General features: G+C 61.6%; 15 protein-coding genes. 11 read left to right on the top strand and 4 right to left on the bottom strand.

Annotation, left to right across the window (positions count from 1 at the left end):
* Positions 1–130 precede the first annotated feature (130 nt).
* From Q0Y21_RS03025 to Q0Y21_RS03000, 6 genes are read left to right on the top strand one after another with little or no spacing between them, the layout of a single operon-like run.
* Positions 131–1,267 (top strand): GlxA family transcriptional regulator, encoded by a 1,137-nt coding sequence (locus Q0Y21_RS03025; RefSeq protein ID WP_297791402.1) that lies wholly within the window; start codon positions 131–133, stop codon positions 1,265–1,267.
* A gap of 40 nt (positions 1,268–1,307) precedes the next feature.
* Positions 1,308–1,850 (top strand): formate dehydrogenase subunit gamma, encoded by a 543-nt coding sequence (locus tag Q0Y21_RS03020; RefSeq protein WP_297791400.1) that lies wholly within the window; start codon positions 1,308–1,310, stop codon positions 1,848–1,850.
* Positions 1,847–3,427, top strand: coding sequence for a formate dehydrogenase beta subunit (locus Q0Y21_RS03015; RefSeq protein ID WP_297791398.1), 1,581 nt, complete (start codon positions 1,847–1,849; stop codon positions 3,425–3,427). Before Q0Y21_RS03020 ends, Q0Y21_RS03015 begins: the two co-directional genes overlap by 4 nt.
* A gap of 2 nt (positions 3,428–3,429) precedes the next feature.
* The gene (gene fdhF / locus Q0Y21_RS03010) at positions 3,430–6,300 is read left to right on the top strand and encodes a formate dehydrogenase subunit alpha (RefSeq protein ID WP_297791397.1); all 2,871 of its coding nucleotides are present in this window, start codon (positions 3,430–3,432) and stop codon (positions 6,298–6,300) included.
* Positions 6,300–7,139: a formate dehydrogenase accessory sulfurtransferase FdhD gene (gene fdhD, locus Q0Y21_RS03005; protein WP_297791394.1), complete on the top strand. Its 840-nt coding sequence runs from the start codon at positions 6,300–6,302 to the stop codon at positions 7,137–7,139. Before fdhF ends, fdhD begins: the two co-directional genes overlap by 1 nt.
* A complete protein-coding gene (locus Q0Y21_RS03000; protein ID WP_297791392.1) occupies positions 7,132–7,371 on the top strand; it encodes a formate dehydrogenase subunit delta in 240 nt (79 codons plus the stop codon). The genes fdhD and Q0Y21_RS03000 overlap by 8 nt, the downstream gene beginning before the upstream one ends.
* On the opposite strand, the gene Q0Y21_RS02995 is transcribed toward Q0Y21_RS03000, so the two are convergent.
* The 3 genes from Q0Y21_RS02995 to Q0Y21_RS02985 all read right to left on the bottom strand — a co-directional run bounded on the left by Q0Y21_RS02995 (position 7,355) and on the right by Q0Y21_RS02985 (position 11,509).
* The gene (locus Q0Y21_RS02995) at positions 7,355–9,088 is read right to left on the bottom strand and encodes a formate--tetrahydrofolate ligase (protein ID WP_297791390.1); all 1,734 of its coding nucleotides are present in this window, start codon (positions 9,086–9,088) and stop codon (positions 7,355–7,357) included. The genes Q0Y21_RS03000 and Q0Y21_RS02995 overlap by 17 nt on opposite strands.
* An 81-nt stretch (positions 9,089–9,169) precedes the next feature.
* Positions 9,170–10,111, bottom strand: a complete 942-nt coding sequence (locus tag Q0Y21_RS02990; RefSeq protein ID WP_297791388.1) for a methylenetetrahydrofolate reductase — start codon at positions 10,109–10,111, stop codon at positions 9,170–9,172.
* A gap of 36 nt (positions 10,112–10,147) precedes the next feature.
* Positions 10,148–11,509, bottom strand: a complete 1,362-nt coding sequence (locus tag Q0Y21_RS02985) for a glycine cleavage T C-terminal barrel domain-containing protein (protein ID WP_297791386.1) — start codon at positions 11,507–11,509, stop codon at positions 10,148–10,150.
* Between the two features lie 223 nt (positions 11,510–11,732).
* On the opposite strand from Q0Y21_RS02985, the gene Q0Y21_RS02980 reads away from it, so the two are divergent.
* The 3 genes from Q0Y21_RS02980 to Q0Y21_RS02970 are packed head-to-tail and all read left to right on the top strand — an operon-like array spanning position 11,733 to position 15,437.
* A complete protein-coding gene (locus tag Q0Y21_RS02980) occupies positions 11,733–12,188 on the top strand; it encodes an aminoacyl-tRNA deacylase (RefSeq protein WP_297791384.1) in 456 nt (151 codons plus the stop codon).
* Positions 12,189–12,233: 45 nt separating this feature from the next.
* Positions 12,234–12,968 carry a protein-L-isoaspartate(D-aspartate) O-methyltransferase gene (locus Q0Y21_RS02975; protein WP_297791382.1) on the top strand — a complete coding sequence of 245 codons (735 nt, stop codon included), beginning with the start codon at positions 12,234–12,236 and terminating at the stop codon, positions 12,966–12,968.
* A gap of 3 nt (positions 12,969–12,971) precedes the next feature.
* Entirely contained in the window at positions 12,972–15,437 is a 2,466-nt protein-coding gene (locus Q0Y21_RS02970; RefSeq protein ID WP_297791380.1) for a hypothetical protein, read from the top strand.
* Here Q0Y21_RS02970 and Q0Y21_RS02965 read toward each other — a convergent pair.
* Entirely contained in the window at positions 15,352–15,882 is a 531-nt protein-coding gene (locus tag Q0Y21_RS02965) for a shikimate kinase (RefSeq protein ID WP_297791378.1), read from the bottom strand. The two genes, Q0Y21_RS02970 and Q0Y21_RS02965, sit on opposite strands and share 86 nt — an antisense overlap.
* Before the next feature lie 70 nt (positions 15,883–15,952).
* Here Q0Y21_RS02965 and Q0Y21_RS02960 point away from each other — a divergent pair, with 70 nt between their 5' ends.
* Both Q0Y21_RS02960 and Q0Y21_RS02955 read left to right on the top strand, forming a co-directional pair.
* Positions 15,953–17,524 carry a hypothetical protein gene (locus Q0Y21_RS02960; protein ID WP_297791376.1) on the top strand — a complete coding sequence of 524 codons (1,572 nt, stop codon included), beginning with the start codon at positions 15,953–15,955 and terminating at the stop codon, positions 17,522–17,524.
* Positions 17,525–17,675: 151 nt separating this feature from the next.
* A complete protein-coding gene (locus Q0Y21_RS02955) occupies positions 17,676–19,217 on the top strand; it encodes an NAD(P)/FAD-dependent oxidoreductase (RefSeq protein WP_297791374.1) in 1,542 nt (513 codons plus the stop codon).
* Positions 19,218–19,240: the final 23 nt, after the last annotated feature.

Genomic DNA, 19,240 nt, shown 5'->3' with positions numbered 1-19,240 from the left:
AGTGGTGTCGGTTGTGGACCACTCGCTACCGATACCACGCCGTAAAATGGAATTGAGCCGGAACTGATCATTAATTGCACGGTCTAATGACAGTAGGTAATGTTCAGGTTCAAGGCGAGGAGAAAACACAGTGGCCACAGGTACGGACTCGCACACAGTCAAGCCAGCTCAGGCGCCTTATCGGGTCGGTTTCCTGCTTATTGATAACTTCACCCTGATCGCCTTGGCCACGGCCGTTGAGCCTTTGAGAATGGCCAACCAGCTGGCCGGCGCCGAACTCTATTCCTGGAAGCTGCTGACCGCGGAGGGCCAAGCTGCCCGGGCCAGTGACGGCATTACCATGTTGCCGGATGCGTCCATACACGACGCACCTGATTTCGATCTGGTCATTGTCGTAGCCGGCGTGGATGTCACCCGCAGCTTCTCGCCGAAGGAAGTCAGCTGGCTGAAACAGCTGTCCCGCCGACATGTCCTGCTGGGGGCGGTATGCACCGGAGCCTATGTCCTGGCCAGTGCCGGCCTGCTCGATGGCCATTCCTGCAGTGCCCACTGGGAATGCCTGGAAGCCATACAGGAACGATTCCCCCGGGTTCAAACCAACAATCACCTGTTTACCGTCCAGCGTGAACGGATTACCTGCACCGGCGGCACCGTACCCATGCATATGATGCTCAGTTTTCTGGCACGTCGCCATGGCCAGGAACTCAGCAATGCAGTATCCCACATGTTTGTCTGTGACCGGGTACGTGAAGAGCAGGAGCAGCAGCCCGTGCCCATGCTTCCCAAGCTGGCCTGCGCACAGCCCAAACTCGCCGAGGCCGCCCAGCTAATGGAAGCCAACATCGAGGAGCCTATCGAATTGCAGGAACTGGCGAGCCTGGCCGGCATCTCCCGCCGCCAGCTAGAGCGGCTGTTCCTGAAACATCTGGGATGCACACCCTCACGGTACTACCTGCGGATTCGACTCAATCGGGCCCGCCGGCTGCTGAAACAGACATCCTGTTCGATCGTCGAAATCGCATCCATGTGCGGGTTTGTATCCGCAACCCATTTCAGCCGCTGCTACCGCAAACTCATGGGACGTGCCCCGAAGCATGAACGAATGGAGACTGCACCCCCGGCAACCGCTGGCACTGCCATAACCGACACCATGCAGAGCCTGCCCTCATCCTCGATTATGGCCCTGTACCGCGCGCGGGTGGAGCCGACTTACGGCATTTTCAGCCCGGAGAATCCACCTTCAGGGTCATCCGGGGCCATCAACTGACCGTTCCCATGAACGCTGCCCAGGCAGCGGGAGGCGTCGAATGCAGGCACCGAGCCACATCGATCAGCATGACCGCATAATGCAACTGATTGAGCAACACCAGCACCTGCCAGGCGCGCTCCTGCCGCTGTTGCATGCAATCCAGCAGACCTTCGGCTACATTCCCCCCAGTGCCGTGCCAGCCATTGCCGAATCCCTGGCGCTGAGCCGCGCTGAGGTTCACGGCGTCATCAGTTTCTACCATGGTTTCCGCTCCCAACCCTGCGGTCGCAACGTCCTGCAGGTTTGCTGTGCAGAAGCCTGCCAGGCGCGGGGCAGCCGACAACTGGTCGACCATACCAGGCAACGGCTGGGGGTGGATTTTCACCAGACCACGGCGGATGGTGAGATAACCCTGGAGCCAGTGTACTGCCTCGGCAACTGCGCCACAGGCCCCAGTGTTCGCATTGGTGACCGGATTCTCGGCCGGGTAGACCCGGCAGCCATGGACCGCTTGCTGGACGACCTTACCCGAGAGCCCCTGCGGTTCAAGTCTCAGCCATTGCCCCCCGAAACCAGTGACAACAAGCGGGAGGCCCAATGATCAATGTTTATGTGCCCCGGGACACCACTGCCCTGTCACTGGGTGCGGATGCCGTAGCGGATCGACTCGAGCAGGAAATCCAGCATCGAGGCCTGTCCGCCCAACTGGTACGCAACGGCTCCCGCGGACTGTTCTGGCTGGAGCCACTGATTGAGGTGGACACCTCTGAGGGTCGCGTGGCCTATGGCCCGGTCACATCGGACGACATTCCCGATCTGCTGGACCAGGGAATGCTCGACGGTGGCGGAAGCCATCCCCTCTGCCAGGGCTACACAGAGGCCATACCCTACCTCCAGAATCAGCAACGGCTGACCTTCGCCCGCGTGGGCATCACCGATCCGCTATCGATAACCGACTATCGCAATCACGGCGGCTTCCGGGGCCTGGAACGGGCGCTGACAGTCGGGGCTTCACAGATTGTGGATGAGGTAGAGTGCTCTGGATTGCGCGGTCGGGGTGGCGCAGCGTTTCCCGCCGGACGCAAATGGCGCACCGTACTGGAAGCCGACCCGGAGCGGCCGGGACAGCCCTGGAGCGGCCACAAATTCATTGTCTGCAATGCCGATGAGGGCGATTCCGGCACCTTCGCCGACCGGCTGCTGATGGAAGGCGATCCCTACCTCCTGATTGAAGGCATGGTGATTGCCGGACTGGCCGTGGGCGCCGACACCGGGTTTATCTACCTGCGCTCGGAATACCCCAATGCCCACCGAATACTCACCGACGCCATCGCCCGGGCAGAAGCCGAGGGCTATCTTGGCAACAACCTGCTCGGCAGTAGCCGGACCTTTAACCTGTACCTCCGCCTGGGTGCCGAGGCCTACATCTGTGGCGAGGAAACCGCCATGCTCAACAGCCTCGAAGGCAAGCGAGGCATGGTCCGGGCCAAACCACCACTGCCAGCCCACCACGGCGCTTTCGACCAGCCCACGGTGGTCAACAACGTACTGACCCTGGCGGCCGTACCCTACATCCTGGCCGAAGGTGGGCAGGCTTATGCTGATTTCGGCATGGGCCGCTCGCGGGGAACCCAGCCCTTCCAACTGGCGGGCAACCTGGCTCGGGGCGGACTGGTGGAACTGGCGTTTGGCGTTACCCTGCGAAGCCTGCTGTACGATTTTGGCGGTGGCACCGAATCGGGTCGCCCGCTACGAGCCGTGCAGGTCGGCGGACCGCTCGGCGCCTACCTGCCGGAGAGTCACTGGGACGCGCCGATGGACTATGAGGCATTGGCCGATGCCGGCGGCATGGTTGGCCACGGCGGTATTGTGGCCTTTGACGACAGCGTGGATATGGCGCAACAGGCCCGCTTCGCCATGGAGTTCTGCTGGGTGGAATCCTGCGGCAAATGCACACCCTGCCGTATCGGTGCCGTGCGCGGCGTGGAAGTGATCGACCGCATCATTGCCAACCAGGACCGCACCGATAACCTCACCCTGCTGCAGGATCTCTGTGACACCATGGAAATGGGTTCACTCTGCGCCATGGGCGGCATGACCCCGAACCCGGTACGCAGCGCCCTGCAATATTTCCCGGACGATTTTGCCCGGCCAGCAACGGGCAACGAGGGAGCCTGACCATGCTGCAATATTACGATCCCGCACACGCAGCCGACATTGATCTTGGCACTCCGCCAGTCGCATCGGACACCGAGGTACAGCTGATCATCGACGGCGTCACGGTTACCGTGCCCGCCGGCACTTCGGTGATGCGGGCAGCAGCGCTGGCCGGGCACCGTATTCCCAAACTCTGTGCCAGCGATAACCTGGAGGCCTTCGGTTCCTGCCGCCTGTGCATGGTGGCCATCGAGGGCCGGCGAGGCTACCCCGCCGCCTGCACCACGCCGGTGGAAGACGGCATGGCGGTCCAGACCCAGACACCGGAACTCGCCCGCCTGCGCCGTAACGTGATGGAGCTGTATATCTCCGACCACCCCCTGGACTGCCTGACCTGCTCCGCCAACGGCAACTGCGAACTGCAGGACATGGCCGGCGCGGTGGGGCTACGGGAGGTGCGATACGGCTATGACGGCGATAACCACCTGGACGCAAAACCGGATACCTCCAACCCCTATTTCAGCTTTGATCCGGGCAAATGCATTGTCTGTTCCCGTTGTGTCCGGGCCTGCGAGGAAGTCCAGGGTACCTTTGCACTGACCATCCAGGGACGGGGTTTCGATTCCACCGTGGCCGCCAGCCAGGATGATCCCTTTGTGGATTCCGAATGCGTCTCCTGCGGCGCCTGTGTTCAGGCCTGCCCCACCGCGACCCTGATGGAAAACAGCGTGATCGAGATCGGTCAGCCCGATCGCAGCGTGGTCACCACCTGCGCCTACTGCGGCGTGGGTTGTTCGTTCCGGGCCGAGATGAAAGGCAACGATCTGGTGCGCATGGTGCCCCACAAGGACGGCCACGCCAACCACGGCCACTCCTGCGTCAAGGGTCGCTTTGCCTTTGGCTACGCCACCCACCCGGACCGCATTACCAGTCCGATGATTCGCGACAGCATCCATGAGCCCTGGCGCCCGGTCGAATGGGACGAGGCCATCGATTTCGCCGCCCGTCGACTGCGGGATATCCAGGCCCGCCATGGCCGTGACAGCATTGGAGGCATCACCTCCTCCCGCTGCACCAACGAGGAAACCTACCTGGTACAGAAACTGGTACGTACGGCCTTCGGCAATAACAACACCGACACCTGTGCCCGGGTCTGCCACTCCCCCACCGGTTATGGCCTGAAAATGACCCTGGGCGAGTCTGCCGGCACCCAGACCTTTGATTCGGTGATGCAGGCGGATGTGATCCTGGTGATCGGCGCCAACCCCACCGACGCCCATCCGGTGTTCGCCTCCCAGTTGCGCCGCCGCCTGCGTCAGGGCGCCCGACTGATCGTCGCCGATCCCCGCTCCATCGATCTGCTGCGAACGGTTCATGCCGACGAAGGGCTCCACCTGCCGCTGCGGCCCGGTACCAATGTGGCACTGATCAACGCCCTCGCCCATGTGGTGGTCACCGAGGGCCTGGAAGATCAGGACTTCATCAATCAACGTTGTGAGCCGGACACCTACACCGCGTGGCGGGCCTTTATCACCGATCCGCGCCATGCCCCGGAAGCGACCGAAGCGGTCACCGGCGTATCCGCTGAACAGGTACGGGAAGCAGCGCGACTCTTCGGCAAGGCCCGTAATGCCGCCATCTACTACGGCCTGGGGGTCTCCGAACACAGCCAGGGGTCCACCATGGTCATGGGCATTGCCAACCTGGCCATGGCCACCGGCAACCTTGGGCGGGAAGGCGTGGGCGTGAATCCCCTGCGGGGTCAGAACAACGTCCAGGGTTCCTGTGACATGGGCTCCTTCCCCCACGAACTGCCGGGCTACCAACACGTTGCGGTGGACGAACTGCGCGAGCCGTTCGAACGGGCCTGGGGCGTATCCATCGGCCGTGAGGCCGGACTGCGCATTCCCAATATGCTGGATGCCGCGGTGGATGGCAGTTTCAAGGGGCTGTACGTACAGGGCGAGGACATCGCCCAGTCCGACCCCAACACCCGTCACGTGGAGCACGCGCTGGAGTCACTGGAATGCCTTATCGTCCAGGACCTGTTCCTCAACGAGACCGCCAAGTTCGCCCACGTGCTGCTGCCGGGCTCGTCCTTCCTGGAGAAAGACGGCACCTTCACCAACGCCGAACGGCGGATCAACCGGGTACGCCGGGTGATACCACCACTGGCCGGCAAGGCCGACTGGGAAGTCACCCAGGACCTGTCCAATGCCCTGGGCTACCCCATGAACTACAGCCACCCCAGTGAAATCATGGACGAAATCGCCCAACTCACGCCGACGTTCCGGGGTGTCAGTTTCAACAAGATCGATCAGCTCGGAAGCATCCAGTGGCCCTGCAACGACGAATTCCCGGAAGGCACCCCGATCATGCATGTGGCGGAGTTCCCCATTGGCCTCGGGCGGTTCATGCAGACTGACTACGTGCCCACGGACGAGAAGTCCAACAGCCGTTTCCCGTTGCTGCTGACCACCGGGCGCATTCTCAGCCAGTACAACGTAGGCGCCCAGACCCGGCGCACCCGCAACAGCTTCTGGCACCAGGAGGACGTTCTGGACATACACCCACAGGATGCCGAGGACCGGGGCATCGCCGACGGCGACTGGACCGGCATTACCAGCCGCGCCGGCAACACCGTACTGCGGGCGCGCATCAGCACACGGGTCCAGCCCGGCGTGGTCTACACCACCTTTCACCATCCAGTCAGTGGCGCCAACGTGATCACCACGGACAATTCCGACTGGGCCACCAACTGCCCGGAATACAAGGTGACGGCCGTTCAGGTCGAGAAGGTGCACCAGCCTTCCAACTGGCAGAAACGCCATCAGGCCGATGACCGTCAACAGCGGGGCTATCTGGCCGGAGCCACACCGGCCCGGGAGCCATGATGACGGCACCAAAGCGAGACGACCTGGCTGGCAATGGCCACCAATCGGAAAAGATCCGGGTGCGGGAGCGCCAGGACGATCGTTGGGTACAGCGCACCCTCTCTGACTCGGTATCCCAGGAATGCCCGGTGGCACTGGTGTACAACGGCATCTCCCATGCGGTAATGATGGCCACCCCCACCGATCTGGAAGACTTCGCGCTCGGATTCAGCCTGTCCGAACGCATTGTGACCGAACCCGAGCAGATATTTGAGACCGAGATTGTCGATCACGGCGAACAGGGCATCGAACTGCAAATGCACATCCACGGCGCCTGCGCCAACGCCCTCAAGCTGGCACAGCGTAACCTGATCGGTCCCACCGGCTGCGGCCTTTGCGGCAAAGCCACCCTGGAACAGATCCGCCAGCCGTTACCCACACGCCAGCCCAGGCCACTGCCCGGTCCTGAACAGGTGCAGACTGCCCTTACCGGCCTCGACCAGCACCAGCGCCTGCAGCAGCTGACCGGCACAATGCACGCCGCCTGTTGGTGCGACCAAGAGGGGCGAATCCAGTTATTGCGGGAAGATGTCGGCCGGCACAACGCCCTGGACAAACTGATTGGCGCCCTAAAGCATGGGGGATACGATCGGTGCAATGGCTTTGCGCTGGTATCCAGCCGGGGCAGCTATGAGATGGTGGCCAAGGCCGCGGAAGCGGATCTCGGCACCCTGGTAACGGTGTCAGGGGTGACCGCCATGGCAATCCGCGACGCCCGATACGCCGGGCTCAACCTGATCGGTTTTGCCCGCCGAGGCCGCCAGGTCGTCTACACCTCGGGAGACAGCTCACATGACTAAGGAATCCACCGCTCACCTGGTGAAGATGATCAACCAGATCGCCGCCAACTGTCCCTTTCAGGGGGATCCAGCGGCAGTCACCCAGGCAACCACCAACCATATCCAGAAATTCTGGGCCCATTCCATGAAGGCGGATATTGTTGCCTACCTGGAATCCGGTGGCGAAGGTCTGAGCCCTGCAGCCGTGGAGGCCATCAGGGCCCTGGAAGCCAGCCTCACGCCAGCCCGGTAACCTGATCATTCTCATCCAGCGAAATATCCAGGGCCGCCGGGCGGCGCGGCAGACCGGGCATGGTCATGACGTCGCCACAGACCGCCACCACAAACCCGGCGCCGGCAGACAGGCGCACCTCACGCACCGGCAGCACATGACCGCTGGGAGCACCTCGTAACGACGGGTCCGCCGAGAAGCTGTACTGGGTTTTGGCGATGCATACCGGCAGGTGGCCAAAGCCCAGTTGTTCGTACTCTTCAAGCTGGCGCTTCGCCGCCGGTGTAAAATCCACCCTGGCCGCATCGTAGATCCGGGTGGCGACGGTCTCGATCTTGTCCGCCAGGGGGATGTCGTCTTCGTAGAGCAGCTGGATCTCCGGTGTGCCTTCGTCCATCTGGTCCAGTACCGCCTGGGCCAGGTCCGTTGCGCCCTCGCCCCCCGTCGCCCAGTGGGTCGCCGTTACTGCACGTACCCCCCATTCGGCACTGATGGACTGGATCAGAGCCAGCTCTTCGTCACTGTCCGTTGGGAAACGGTTGATACAGACCACCGGCACCAACCCGAACCGCCGCAGGTTACGGATGTGCCGCTCCAGGTTCACAGCGCCGGCTCTCAGCGCTTGCAGGTCCGGAGTCGCGAGATCTTTGCGGGGCACACCACCCTGCATCTTCAGGGCGCGAACGGTGCATACCAGTACCGCCGCATCCGGGCGCAGGCCGGTCTGGCGGCACTTGATGTCAATGAATTTTTCCGCGCCCAGGTCGGCGCCGAAGCCCGCTTCGGTAACCACCACATCATTCAGCGCCAGGGCCGCGCGGGTGGCGGTCACCGAATTGCAGCCATGGGCAATGTTGGCGAACGGGCCTCCATGGATGAACACCGGATTGTGCTCCAGACTCTGGACCAGATTGGGCAACAGCGCCTCTTTCAGCAAGACCGTCAGCGCACCTTCCACGCCCAGATCCCGCGCAGTGACCGGCGACATGTCCGTACGCCGGCCGACAATGATATTGCCCAGACGCTGGCGCAGGTCCGGCAGACCATCCGCCAGGCAGAGGATCGCCATGATTTCCGAAGCCACGGTGATATCGAACCCGGTTTCCCGCGGGGTGCCATGGGCGCTGCCACCCAGACCGCTCACCATGTAGCGCAGGGACCGGTCGGTCAGATCCATGACCCGACGCCAGTATACGTGCCGGGGATCAAGGCCGACCTCGTTGCCCCAGTGCATGTGGTTATCCAGGATCGATGCCAGCAGGTTGTGGGCGGTGGTGATGGCATGGAAGTCACCATTGAAATGCAAGTTGATATCCTCCATGGGAATCACCTGGGCACGGCCGCCGCCCGCAGCCCCACCTTTCATACCAAAACAGGGCCCCAGCGAGGGCTCCCGCAGACACACCGAAGACCTCACACCCAGACAGTTAAAGCCATCGTTCAGGCCGACACTGGTGGTGGTCTTGCCTTCACCGGCAGGGGTGGGCGTGATGGCCGTCACCATCACCAGCTTGCCCCTGGCTGCCCGTGCGGAGGTATCCACATGCGCCATATTCAGCTTGGCCTTGTAGTGGCCGAAAGGAATCAGGCTGTCCGCCGGCAGGCCGAGACGCTGCTGGGCCAGCAACAGGATGGACTGCGGCTGCACGGAACGGGCAATCACGATATCGGGGGTGCCTGGCGGCAGTCTCTCCGGAGTCGGGGTTGTGTCGTTGTACTTACTGTATTGAAGACTCACGTTTCTATTCCCCTATATGTTGGCTGAGGCTCATCCCCTTATATCCGCTGAAGCTCTTCCCCGTTGTCCGCTACCGACGCATCACACACCGTCGGACACGGGGTCAGACAGGCTGCCTCGAGCCTCGTCTGGCTCGTCGGTTTCGCCATACTCGCGTATCCACCGGGCAGACCGTTGCAGACCACCGAACGGAAACAGGTGTATGCCTGCAAGCCGGGTGTCCGGAAAGTCCTGTCGGTGACGCGCCAGGGCGTGAACCAGACCGTCGGGAGTCCAGGATCTCAACAGCCGGGCGCTGCCGGGCTTGCGCCACATGGTCCGGGCTGAGACACCCACGCCGCATTGCGCGGCATAGGCAATCAATGTTTTCAGGTTGGTGGGGCCTGCCACTCCCATATAGACCGGCACCTCCGGCAGGGTATCTCCCAGTGCCTGCAGCCAGGCGGTATAGCTATCTGCCTCGAAGGCGAACTGGGTCACCACCCACAACCGCGTGCCGGTGACCCTGGCGTAGTCACGCTTGAGAGAGAGGGCCCGGCGCAGGCTGTCCGGGCTGGCGACAGGATGACCATCCGGGTGACCGGCAACACCAAGGTGCAGGAATCGCTGTTGCTCCAGCAGACCCGACTCCAGCAATGCCAGGGTGTCCGGGAAGGGGCCGGCGACCGATTCACTATCACCGGCTATCAACATCAGGCGGTCAACGCCAATTTCTCTCAGTTGCCCCAGCCAGTCCCGCAGCTGGTCGAGACTTTCGACCAACCGCGCGGGAAGGTGGGGCACCGGCAGCATTCCCTCATCGATCAGTCGCTGACAGGCCGGCAACGTCTCACTGAACTGACCGTGGGGCAGAAAGGGAACGTAAACCCAGGTACCGACCGGCAGCAGCTCCGACATGGCGTCCACTTCCAGAATCTGACGGGGCGTCGCCTCAATCGAGGCGGCGCGAACCAGTTCCCGCACAAGCGCAACGGTCTGCGGATCCTCAGCCTTTCCATTCTGCCGTTGGTATGCCAGCTTCATGACACTTCACCTCCGTCAACCGATGTCCCTGAAGGATTAATCCGCGAAGTCGATCCCCTTGGCCCTGGCACGCTCGCGGGCATTGGGATTGACTGATGGCCGGAACGGTACTTCCACCACTTCCGCCTCCACCTCGGTTGAGCCGTCTGCTGCGGCATACTCCACTGGCAGGTGCACGGTCAGCCGGGTACCAACGGTGCGCAGGTCAAACGGCACGTAGGCCAGCGCGATGTTGGTTTCCAGTTCCGGGGAGTACCAGGGCGAGGTCACATATCCCAGCGGCTCACCGCCCTCCTGTTCACTGATCAGCCAGAAGTCGTTGGCATAGTCAGTCACCTGGCCGCCGCCGAAGCGGATACCCACCATGATGTGGCTGAAGGGAGGACGACCGGCATCAAGCTGCTCGCGAACCTTCTCAAGCTTCTCCTTGCCGATATAGTCCGAGTCCTTGTTACGAGGCACCTGGTAGGCCAGGTTGCACTGGAACGGCAGGGTTTCCTGGTCCACATCCTGGCCCCAGGAAAGAATGCCCGCGGCAATCCGGCGATGATGTGCCGGAGCGATCACCCGCAGGTTGTGGGGCTCACCGGCGGACAACACGGTATACCAGAGATCCTCGGCGTATTTGGTGGCTTCCTTGAGGTAGATTTCGTAGCCCTTTTCGCCCGTGAAACCGGTCTGGGAAACGATCACGTCGTGGCCGGCCACCTGGCCTTCCATCAGCCCGTAGAAGGGAATATCCCTCACAGCTTCACCGAACAGATCGGCCATGAGTGCTTCGGACTTGGGCCCCTGGATCTGGACGGGTGACACATCGATTTCCGCAATACTGACATCGAAGCCCATGCCGATGTTGACGCCACGCATCCAGAGTTCCAGATCGCTGTCGGAGAGGGAGAACCAGAATTCGTCCTCGGCAACCCTGAGCAATACCGGATCATTGATGATGCCGCCCTCCTCGTTGCAGAGGATGACGTACTTGCCACGCATGGGCTTGATTTTGGTGGCGTCCCGGGTGATCACATAGTTAACGAACCGCTCCGCATCCGGACCCTTGACCTGGATCTGGCGCTCGACCGCCACGTTCCACATGGTGACGTCGTGGATCAGGGACTCGTATTCCACCATAGCGCCGCCGTCCTCCGGACGGACATAGCCACGGGGATGATACATACGGTTATACACTGTGGCCCGCCAACAGCCGGCTTCATACGCCAGGTGCCAGTACGGGGACTTGCGGACCCGGGTGGAAATCAGCATTTCCACCGGTGTGGGCCCGGACTGACGCAGGTTGATCGGAACCTTGCGGTCCGACTGGTCGACACTTCCGGGCTGCCGTGCAGCGCCGGCTCGTTGCTGTGGATAATCCAGCAGCGCCTTCTCAAATTTAACCGCCATGGCTATCTCCCCTTTTCTCGGGTTTCCGATAGCTTTAATGTGACCGTGTTTGGTCAACGGGGAATGAACCAATACGACACTGAAAAGTCCAAAAGCGGCAAACCAGTGCAACCGGTCCTATCACCCCGGGCTCCGCAGGTATTCCGACAGCGGTCGGATCACATGCTAAACTGATTTATGTAAACATCATGGAACTTTCACTGAGGTGAAGGAGGATACCGCCATGATCAACCAGAAACTTCGGGAATTTCTCGACAGCAATGCAGTGAGCTACCGGACAGAAGCTCACGAGCCCACCGTTGACGCATCACGAACCGCACAGGCCGCCCATGTACGGGGCCGCGAATTCGCCAAGACAGTGATTGTCAAAGCAGACGGCCGTTTGTTCATGACGGTTCTGCCGTCCACAGACCGCGTACATGTAGACCAGCTGAAACAGGCGCTGGGTGCCAGAGAGCTGGAACTGGCGGATGAGGATGATATCAATGCGGCATTCCCCGATTGTGAGATCGGCGCCATGCCGCCATTCGGCAACCTGTACAACATGGACGTGTTCGTCAGTGAGCACCTGCGGGAGGACGAACACATCGTCTTTAACGCCGGCAGCCACAGCGAGGTCATGCGGATGAGCTACCAGGATTACGACCGTCTGGTTCACCCACAAGTGCTTCATTTCTGAAGACTATAGGGTCGGTATGGCAGCCCGTACCGGCCCTCACCTGCCATGAGACGAAGCGCCTCCGTATTGATCCTGATGTGGTTGGGTGTGCACGTGGTACTTGGCCAGACGTCTCCAGTCCTGGCCGACTCGGACCGGCAGGCGGAACGGCAAGCGCTGGTCCAGTCCCTGAGCGGTGTCGCGCCCGACCTGATGATCGACGACCCGGACGTCCGTGCGGCCATGCTGCATGTACCTCGGCACCGTTTTGTGCCGGACGGGCTCCAGGACCAGGCCTATCTGGACAAGCCCGTACCTATTGGTCATGGCCAGACCATCTCGCAACCGACCGTTGTTGCGCTGATGACGCAACTGGCCGATGTGGACAGCACCCAAAAAGTGCTGGAAGTGGGTACCGGTTCCGGCTATCAGGCGGCCATTCTTGCGCAACTGACGGACCAGGTTTACACCATCGAAATCATCGAGCCCCTGGCGAAGGATGCCGTGGAACGGCTGGCTAACCTTGGTTACGACCGCATACGTACCCGAGAAGGTGACGGCTATTACGGCTGGCCGGAGCAGGCCCCGTTCGATCGTATCCTGGTGACCGCCGCCGCGGCCCATATTCCACCACCCCTTCTGGAGCAGCTCAAGCCCGGCGGGCGAATGATCATTCCGGTCGGCCCCCGTTGGGGGGCGCAAACGCTTATGCTGGTCACCAAAGACCAGGCCGGCGAAACCACCACCGAGAGCCTGTTACCGGTCCGGTTTGTACCGTTGACCAGTAAATCCCTGCGCTGACCCATGCACCCCGCCGACGCCCCACCCCGTCGCACCCTACTCCTGGCGCTGGGTCTGGTGGCCGCCGGGATTGTCGGCTTTGAGGTGGCGCTCACCCGCATCATCGCGATACAACACCTGCATCACCTCGCATCAGTGATCATTGCCCTGGGCCTGCTCGGCTTCGCGGCCGCTGGCGCCTTTGCCAGCCTGTTCGCCGACACCATCCGACGCCATGGCGCGGTCTGGCTCACGGTATCCGCCGCCAGCTTTGCCTTGACCCTGCCGCTTAGTGTGATCCTGTCCGGACACATCGACATGACCCTGCCCGCTCTGGCCTGGCGTCCGGAGGAACTGCTCGGGTTTGGCCTTTACGTGGCCTGTTTCCTGGTCCCCTTCTTCCTCGGCGCACTGTTTGTCACCACCTGCTTCATCTGTTGGTCGGGGCACATCGGCCAACTTTATGCCGCCGACCTCACCGGGAGCGCCGCTGGCGCCCTGAGCGTACCGCTCGCCCTGCAAATCATGGCACTGGAAAACCTGCTGATTTTCTTCTCCCTGGCAGCAGCGATGGCCGTCGTCCTGACCAGGGCTGGCGTCCGCAACAGTGCCATCGGCGCCGGTCTGGCCGGCATCGTGATTGCCATCCACAACATCGACGGCCTGCCCATTCAACCCGCCGAGTACAAGGAGCTGTCCATCCAGTTGAACACCCGTGATGCCCGGATACTCTGGGAGCGAGACACGCCCGACACCCGGCTCACGGTGCTGGATGCCCCCGGCCTTCACAGCGCGCCAGGGATGAGTATCGCCTCTACCGCGGAAGCCCCACCCCAGGTACAGCTGTTCTTTGACGGTGATCTTGGAGCGCCCTTGCTGGACGTGTCAGCACCACCGCCCCTGATGCAATCGGTCATATCAAGCGCAGCCTTTCACCTGGCACCGCCACAGCCCACGGTGTTGCTCCATTCACTTGGGGGTAGCTGGCAAGCCTGGGTCGCCGCATTCCACGATCCGGAACGCATTCAGGCCAGCGAGGAAAACGCCAACCTGCGCCGTCTGCTCACCGGTGACGCAGGCCCGGCACGCCCCTACCTGCCTGCCGGGGTAGAGCTGGAGCCGATGACCGCGCGGCGGTTTCATGCCGCTCATCCAGGCCCATTCGATGTCGTCATGTTGACCATTTCCGCGCCAGAAGCCGGGCTTGCGGCGGGCACCGTGCGCTACGACACCACGGTGGAAGCCTTCCGGGACGTACTGGCCGATGTGAGCCAGGGCGGTGTCTACGCGGTCGTGACCGACATCAAGGCCATGCCCCAGCACAGCCTGCGGCTGGTCGCCACCGCAGCACGCGCACTACGACAGATGGGCAAGAGCCCCTCCACGCACATCGCAGCGATTCGGGACTGGCGCAACCTCGTATTGCTCGTCACCCAGACCTCCATTGATGACGACCGACAACAGGCATTGCGCGCGTTCGCCGAGCGCTGGCGGTTTGATCTGGTGGCTCTGCCAGGGCTCCAGGAAGCGGACACCAATCGCTTTCATCACCGGCGAAACGGTGGTCTCTATGGTCCCTTCAAGGCGTTTATTGAGGACGAAGCGACGACCTTTCAGGAGAACTATGCCTTCGACGTCCAGCCCACCACCGACGACAGCCCTTTCTTCGACAAATTCTTTCGCCGCCAGGGCTTGGGCACATTACGCGACACTTTCGGGCCAACCTGGCGAGCCCACTTGAGTTGGGGCTACCTGCTGCACTGGGCCGCCCTGCTGATCGGGGCCGTGCTGGCCCTGGTGGCCATTGCTGCGCCCCTGGCATTCATCCGCCGGGACCGTGCTCCAGCACGCGAAAACCGGGTACGGCAGTTCCCCACCGGCCTTTATTTCAGCGCCCTGGGCCTGGGTTTCATGTTTGTGGAAATCGGGCTGCTGCAAAAGAGCACCCTGCTGCTTGATGCCACCAGCAGCGCTTTCAGTACAGTGGTAGCTGCCATGCTGGTTGGCGCCGGGGCTGGCAGTTATTGGCTGGGCCGGAGGCGGCTGACCGATCGTGCGTTGGTCGGCTGGCTCCTCCTGCCAGCCGGCCTCGCGCCGCTGTTCATGGTCCTGTTCGCCCATGGCTTCGAGTTTGCCGCGGACTGGTCATTCGCGGCCCGCGCCAGCTTTATTTCCGCCGCGGTCTTCGCCATTGCCTTTCCCATGGGCTGCGCCCTGCCCCAGGGTATGCTCCGCGTTCGCGCCGCCGGCGCCTCCACCATCGCCTGGGCCTGGGGCATCAACGGCTTTACCAGCGTCATCGGTTCACTGGCGGCGGTGCTGATTGCCATGCATTGGGGATTCACGGTGCTGATGGCGGCTGCGAGCCTTTGCTACCTGGCAGCCGCCCTTCTTGGCAGCCAACTCATCGGGGGGCAAGCCGCGTTTCCAGGGCCGCAACCACTGCCTCGCACACCTCATCCTGATCCCGTCCGGCACAGGAAACAGTGATGTCCGCATGAAGGCTATAAAGTTCAAAGCGTTCCTCAAACAGTTCGTCCAGCGACTGATCCGGGCGGCGTGAGATGCCGCGCAGGCTGTAATCTCCAATGCGCTTGATGACCAGATCCAGGGGAATATCCAGAAACACCACCACACCATTGCCTTTGAGGTGGTTCATCGCCTTTGCACTGTAAACGGCGCTTCCCCCCGTGGAAATCACGTGGCGCTCCACGTTCAGCCTGAGCAGCACGCCTTCCTCAACTGCCCGCAACGCCTGGTACCCCTCGTTGTCCACGATGTCCTGCAACGTGCAACCGGCATGTTGCTGGATCAGCAGGTCGGTATCCACAAAGCCAAGCCCGAGGCGCTTGGCCAGCAATACGCCCACGGTACTTTTACCGCTACCCGGCATGCCGGTCATTATGATATTCGTGGTGGCTAAACTGGTGTGCATATAACTCTCCTGAAACTTCCACGCGACCCCAGGGTCAATAGCGCTAGAGACACCCGAGGCAGCCAGGCAAATGCTCAAACTCTGTAGGCCGCACCAGGCGTTTAATTACAACCTCCTGACCCTGATGTTTATGGTCTGGGTAGTTGGTGGCTGTGCCGGCCAACCCACAACACCACCGGTGATGTCCCTGACCAGCGAAGCCTGCACCACGGCCTGGCAGGATGTTGAGCGGCAACTGCAACAGGCCGGCATCCAGGATGCTCAGGGAAACCGGATCCCTGGCTACCCTTACCTGCGGGTTAACCGGACGCTGGCCGATTTTGACCTCGCCGCCCTTTCACCCGCAGAACGCCATGACTGGTTATATCATGCACTATATAACGGGGAGCGGGCGTTGCGTGTCCGACTCGCCCGGCTAGAAAAGCGTCATATGTCCGACCCCGGCTGGCTGATGCACTGCGCCACACAACAGGTGGCAGTGCTGGCGACCGATGCGCGCCAGTGGGCAGACCTTGTTGCCAACGTGCAGGTGCCGGATGCCTATCTGGACTGGCGACGCACCATTGGCGCCTATCCATTGATCCGGCCTGTGCTGGCTTATCAGGTACGCAGACTCCAGGCGTCACAGGTAAATTTATTTGCTGAGCAGACTGACAATGCCGGGGCCCGTCAGTTTTCGCCGGGGCTACCGGAACCTGATGCGGCGCTTGTAACGTCCATTCTAGGCCATGAACGCTCCCGGGACCGGCTGGGATTGCCAGTGTTTTCACGGGAAGGGGCCGAAAAACTACTGTCGTATCACGCTCCCCATCTGATCATGGCAACGGATAACCCCTATGACCGACCCGGAACACCGCGGTGGAAAGACAGCCGCTGGGTAATCGAGCCACCCGCCCGGGCGTATACGCTGATCACTCAGGTTCGCTGGCAGAACCAATGGCTACCGCAGTTGGTCTATGTGTTCTGGTTCGATGAACGACCCAAGCCCCACCCCCTGGATATCTACGGCGGACGGCTGGATGGACTGATCTGGCGCGTCACGCTGGATGAGAACGGACAAGTCCTGATGTATGACAGCGTCCACCCCTGTGGCTGCTATCACCAATGGTATCCTCTCCAGGACCGACTCCGGCTCAACCCCGACGCAGTGGGGGACGAAATCATGACGGTGTTGCCTCTAAGAGCCCCAGACAACCAGCAGGCTATGTCCCGCCCGATTGTTCACCTGGCCAGCGGTACCCACTACGTTGCCAATGTGAGTTTTTCGCCTCCACCGAAGCCGATCACAGAATCAACACCCTATGAACTGATTCACTATGACCGGCTCAGGGCGTTACCGGACAGTAAGGGCGTGTACCGCAGCCTGTTCCTGCCCAACGGCCTGGTCGCCGGCACAGAACGTCTGGAGCGATTCCTGCTCTGGGGCACCGGTGTACTCTCACCCGGAGCCATGCGGCAATGGAGCCACCACGCCACCGCCTTTATCGGCAAGCGCCATTTCGACGACCCGGATCTGCTCAACCGCTACTTCGAGCCCGTGCAAGAATCAGAAGGAACACCAGGGTCCGGGCAAAGCAACCAGGTACACCACTCCCGTCCATATCAATTCACGCCACAACGGCCTTTCCTCACCAATAACTGACTCTTTTTTGACCTGACGCAAGCCTGCCCTTTCATTACCCCCTCATGTCCCATCGGGCATGCCGCATGGCCGTTTCTGAACCGAGAAACCCCGTGATCTCCTCATACACTCGACCTCACACATGACAACATCAGCAATAGGAGACCGGGCTATGGGTCAACAAAAAACACCCCACACCCCCAGCATCAAAAAGACCGAGGTCGTGATCGTCGGGGCCGGCTTCGGCGGCCTGTGCATGGCGATTAAACTCAAGGAAGCCGGCATCCACGATTTTGTGATGCTGGAAAAAGCCGACGAAGTCGGCGGCACCTGGCGCGACAACACCTACCCGGGCTGTGCATGCGATGTGCAGTCGCACCTGTATTCGTATTCCTTCGAGGGCAAGCCGGACTGGAGCAAACGTTATGCGCCCTGGAATGAAATTCAGGACTACATCCTGAACACCACCGACAAATACCAGATTCGCCCGCACGTCCGCTTCAACCAGGAGGTCATCGCCGCCGAGTTTGACGAGGACCGGGCGCGCTGGACGCTGACCACGGAAACCGGGGACAAGTTCGACTGCCATCACTGGGTGCTGGCTTCCGGCCCTTTGCATGTACCTCAGTATCCGGACATCCCGGGGCTGGACGGCTTCAAGGGCATGGTCTTTCATTCCGCCCGCTGGGACCATGACTACGATCTGAAGGGTAAAAAAGTGGTGTCCATCGGAACCGGTGGCAGCGCGATCCAGTACTGTCCGGAGATCGCTCCGGAGGTGGACCACCTGACGGTCATGCAGCGCTCACCTGCCTGGATCATCCCCCGGGACGAACGCAGCTACAACGGCCTTGAAAAGAGCGTGTTCAGGCACGTCCCGGCTCTGCGGAAGCTGCACCGGGCCCGCCTTTACTGGTCCAACGAATCCCGGGTCTGGCCCATCTTCAACCCGGCGCTGGCCCGCAGTCTGCAGCATCTCACCAAGCTGTTTATTCGCTTGCAGGTCCGCGACCGGGAAACCGCCCGCAAGCTCACCCCGGACTACACCATTGGCTGTAAGCGGGTACTGATTTCCAACAAGTTCTACCCGATGTTCAACCGCACAAACGTGTCACTGGTGACCGAACGCATCGACCGGGTTACCCCGAATGGCATTGTGACCAGCGACGGCGTCGAGCACCCGGCCGACTGCATCATTCTGGGCACCGGTTTCCAGGTGGACCCGCGCCTGTACATGAAAGACTTCACCCTCAAGGGACGCAAAGGCCACACCCTTGGCAAGGACTGGAAAGACGGAGTGGAGGGCTACATGGGCACCATGGTCAGCGGCTACCCCAACATGTATCAGCTGGTCGGCCCCAATGCCGGCCTGGGACACAACAGCATCATTTTCATGATCGAGGCCCAGGTGGATTACATCCTCAAGTGCATGGAAGGCGCCCGCCTGCGCTACGCAGACTACCTCGACGTCAAACCGGAGGCCCAGCAACGCTTCAACGAAAACGCCCAGAAGGCACTCGATGGCACGGTCTGGGCCACCGGCTGCACCAGCTGGTACCAGCAGGCCGACGGTAAGAACTTCGCCGTCTGGCCCTATTCCACCTGGAAGTTCTGGCTCTGGACCCGGCGGGTTCACGAGACCGACTTCGAGTTCGGCGTCGGCCGCAAAGTCCTGCCTTCCGAGCGGGTCCGGGAAGTCGCCGAAACCGAATAACCCCGAACCTTTAGGGCCGGCTC

The sequence above is a fragment of the uncultured Marinobacter sp. genome (genome assembly GCF_947259545.1).
Lineage (GTDB): Bacteria > Pseudomonadota > Gammaproteobacteria > Pseudomonadales > Oleiphilaceae > Marinobacter.
This window is presented reverse-complemented; position numbering and strand designations above follow the sequence as displayed.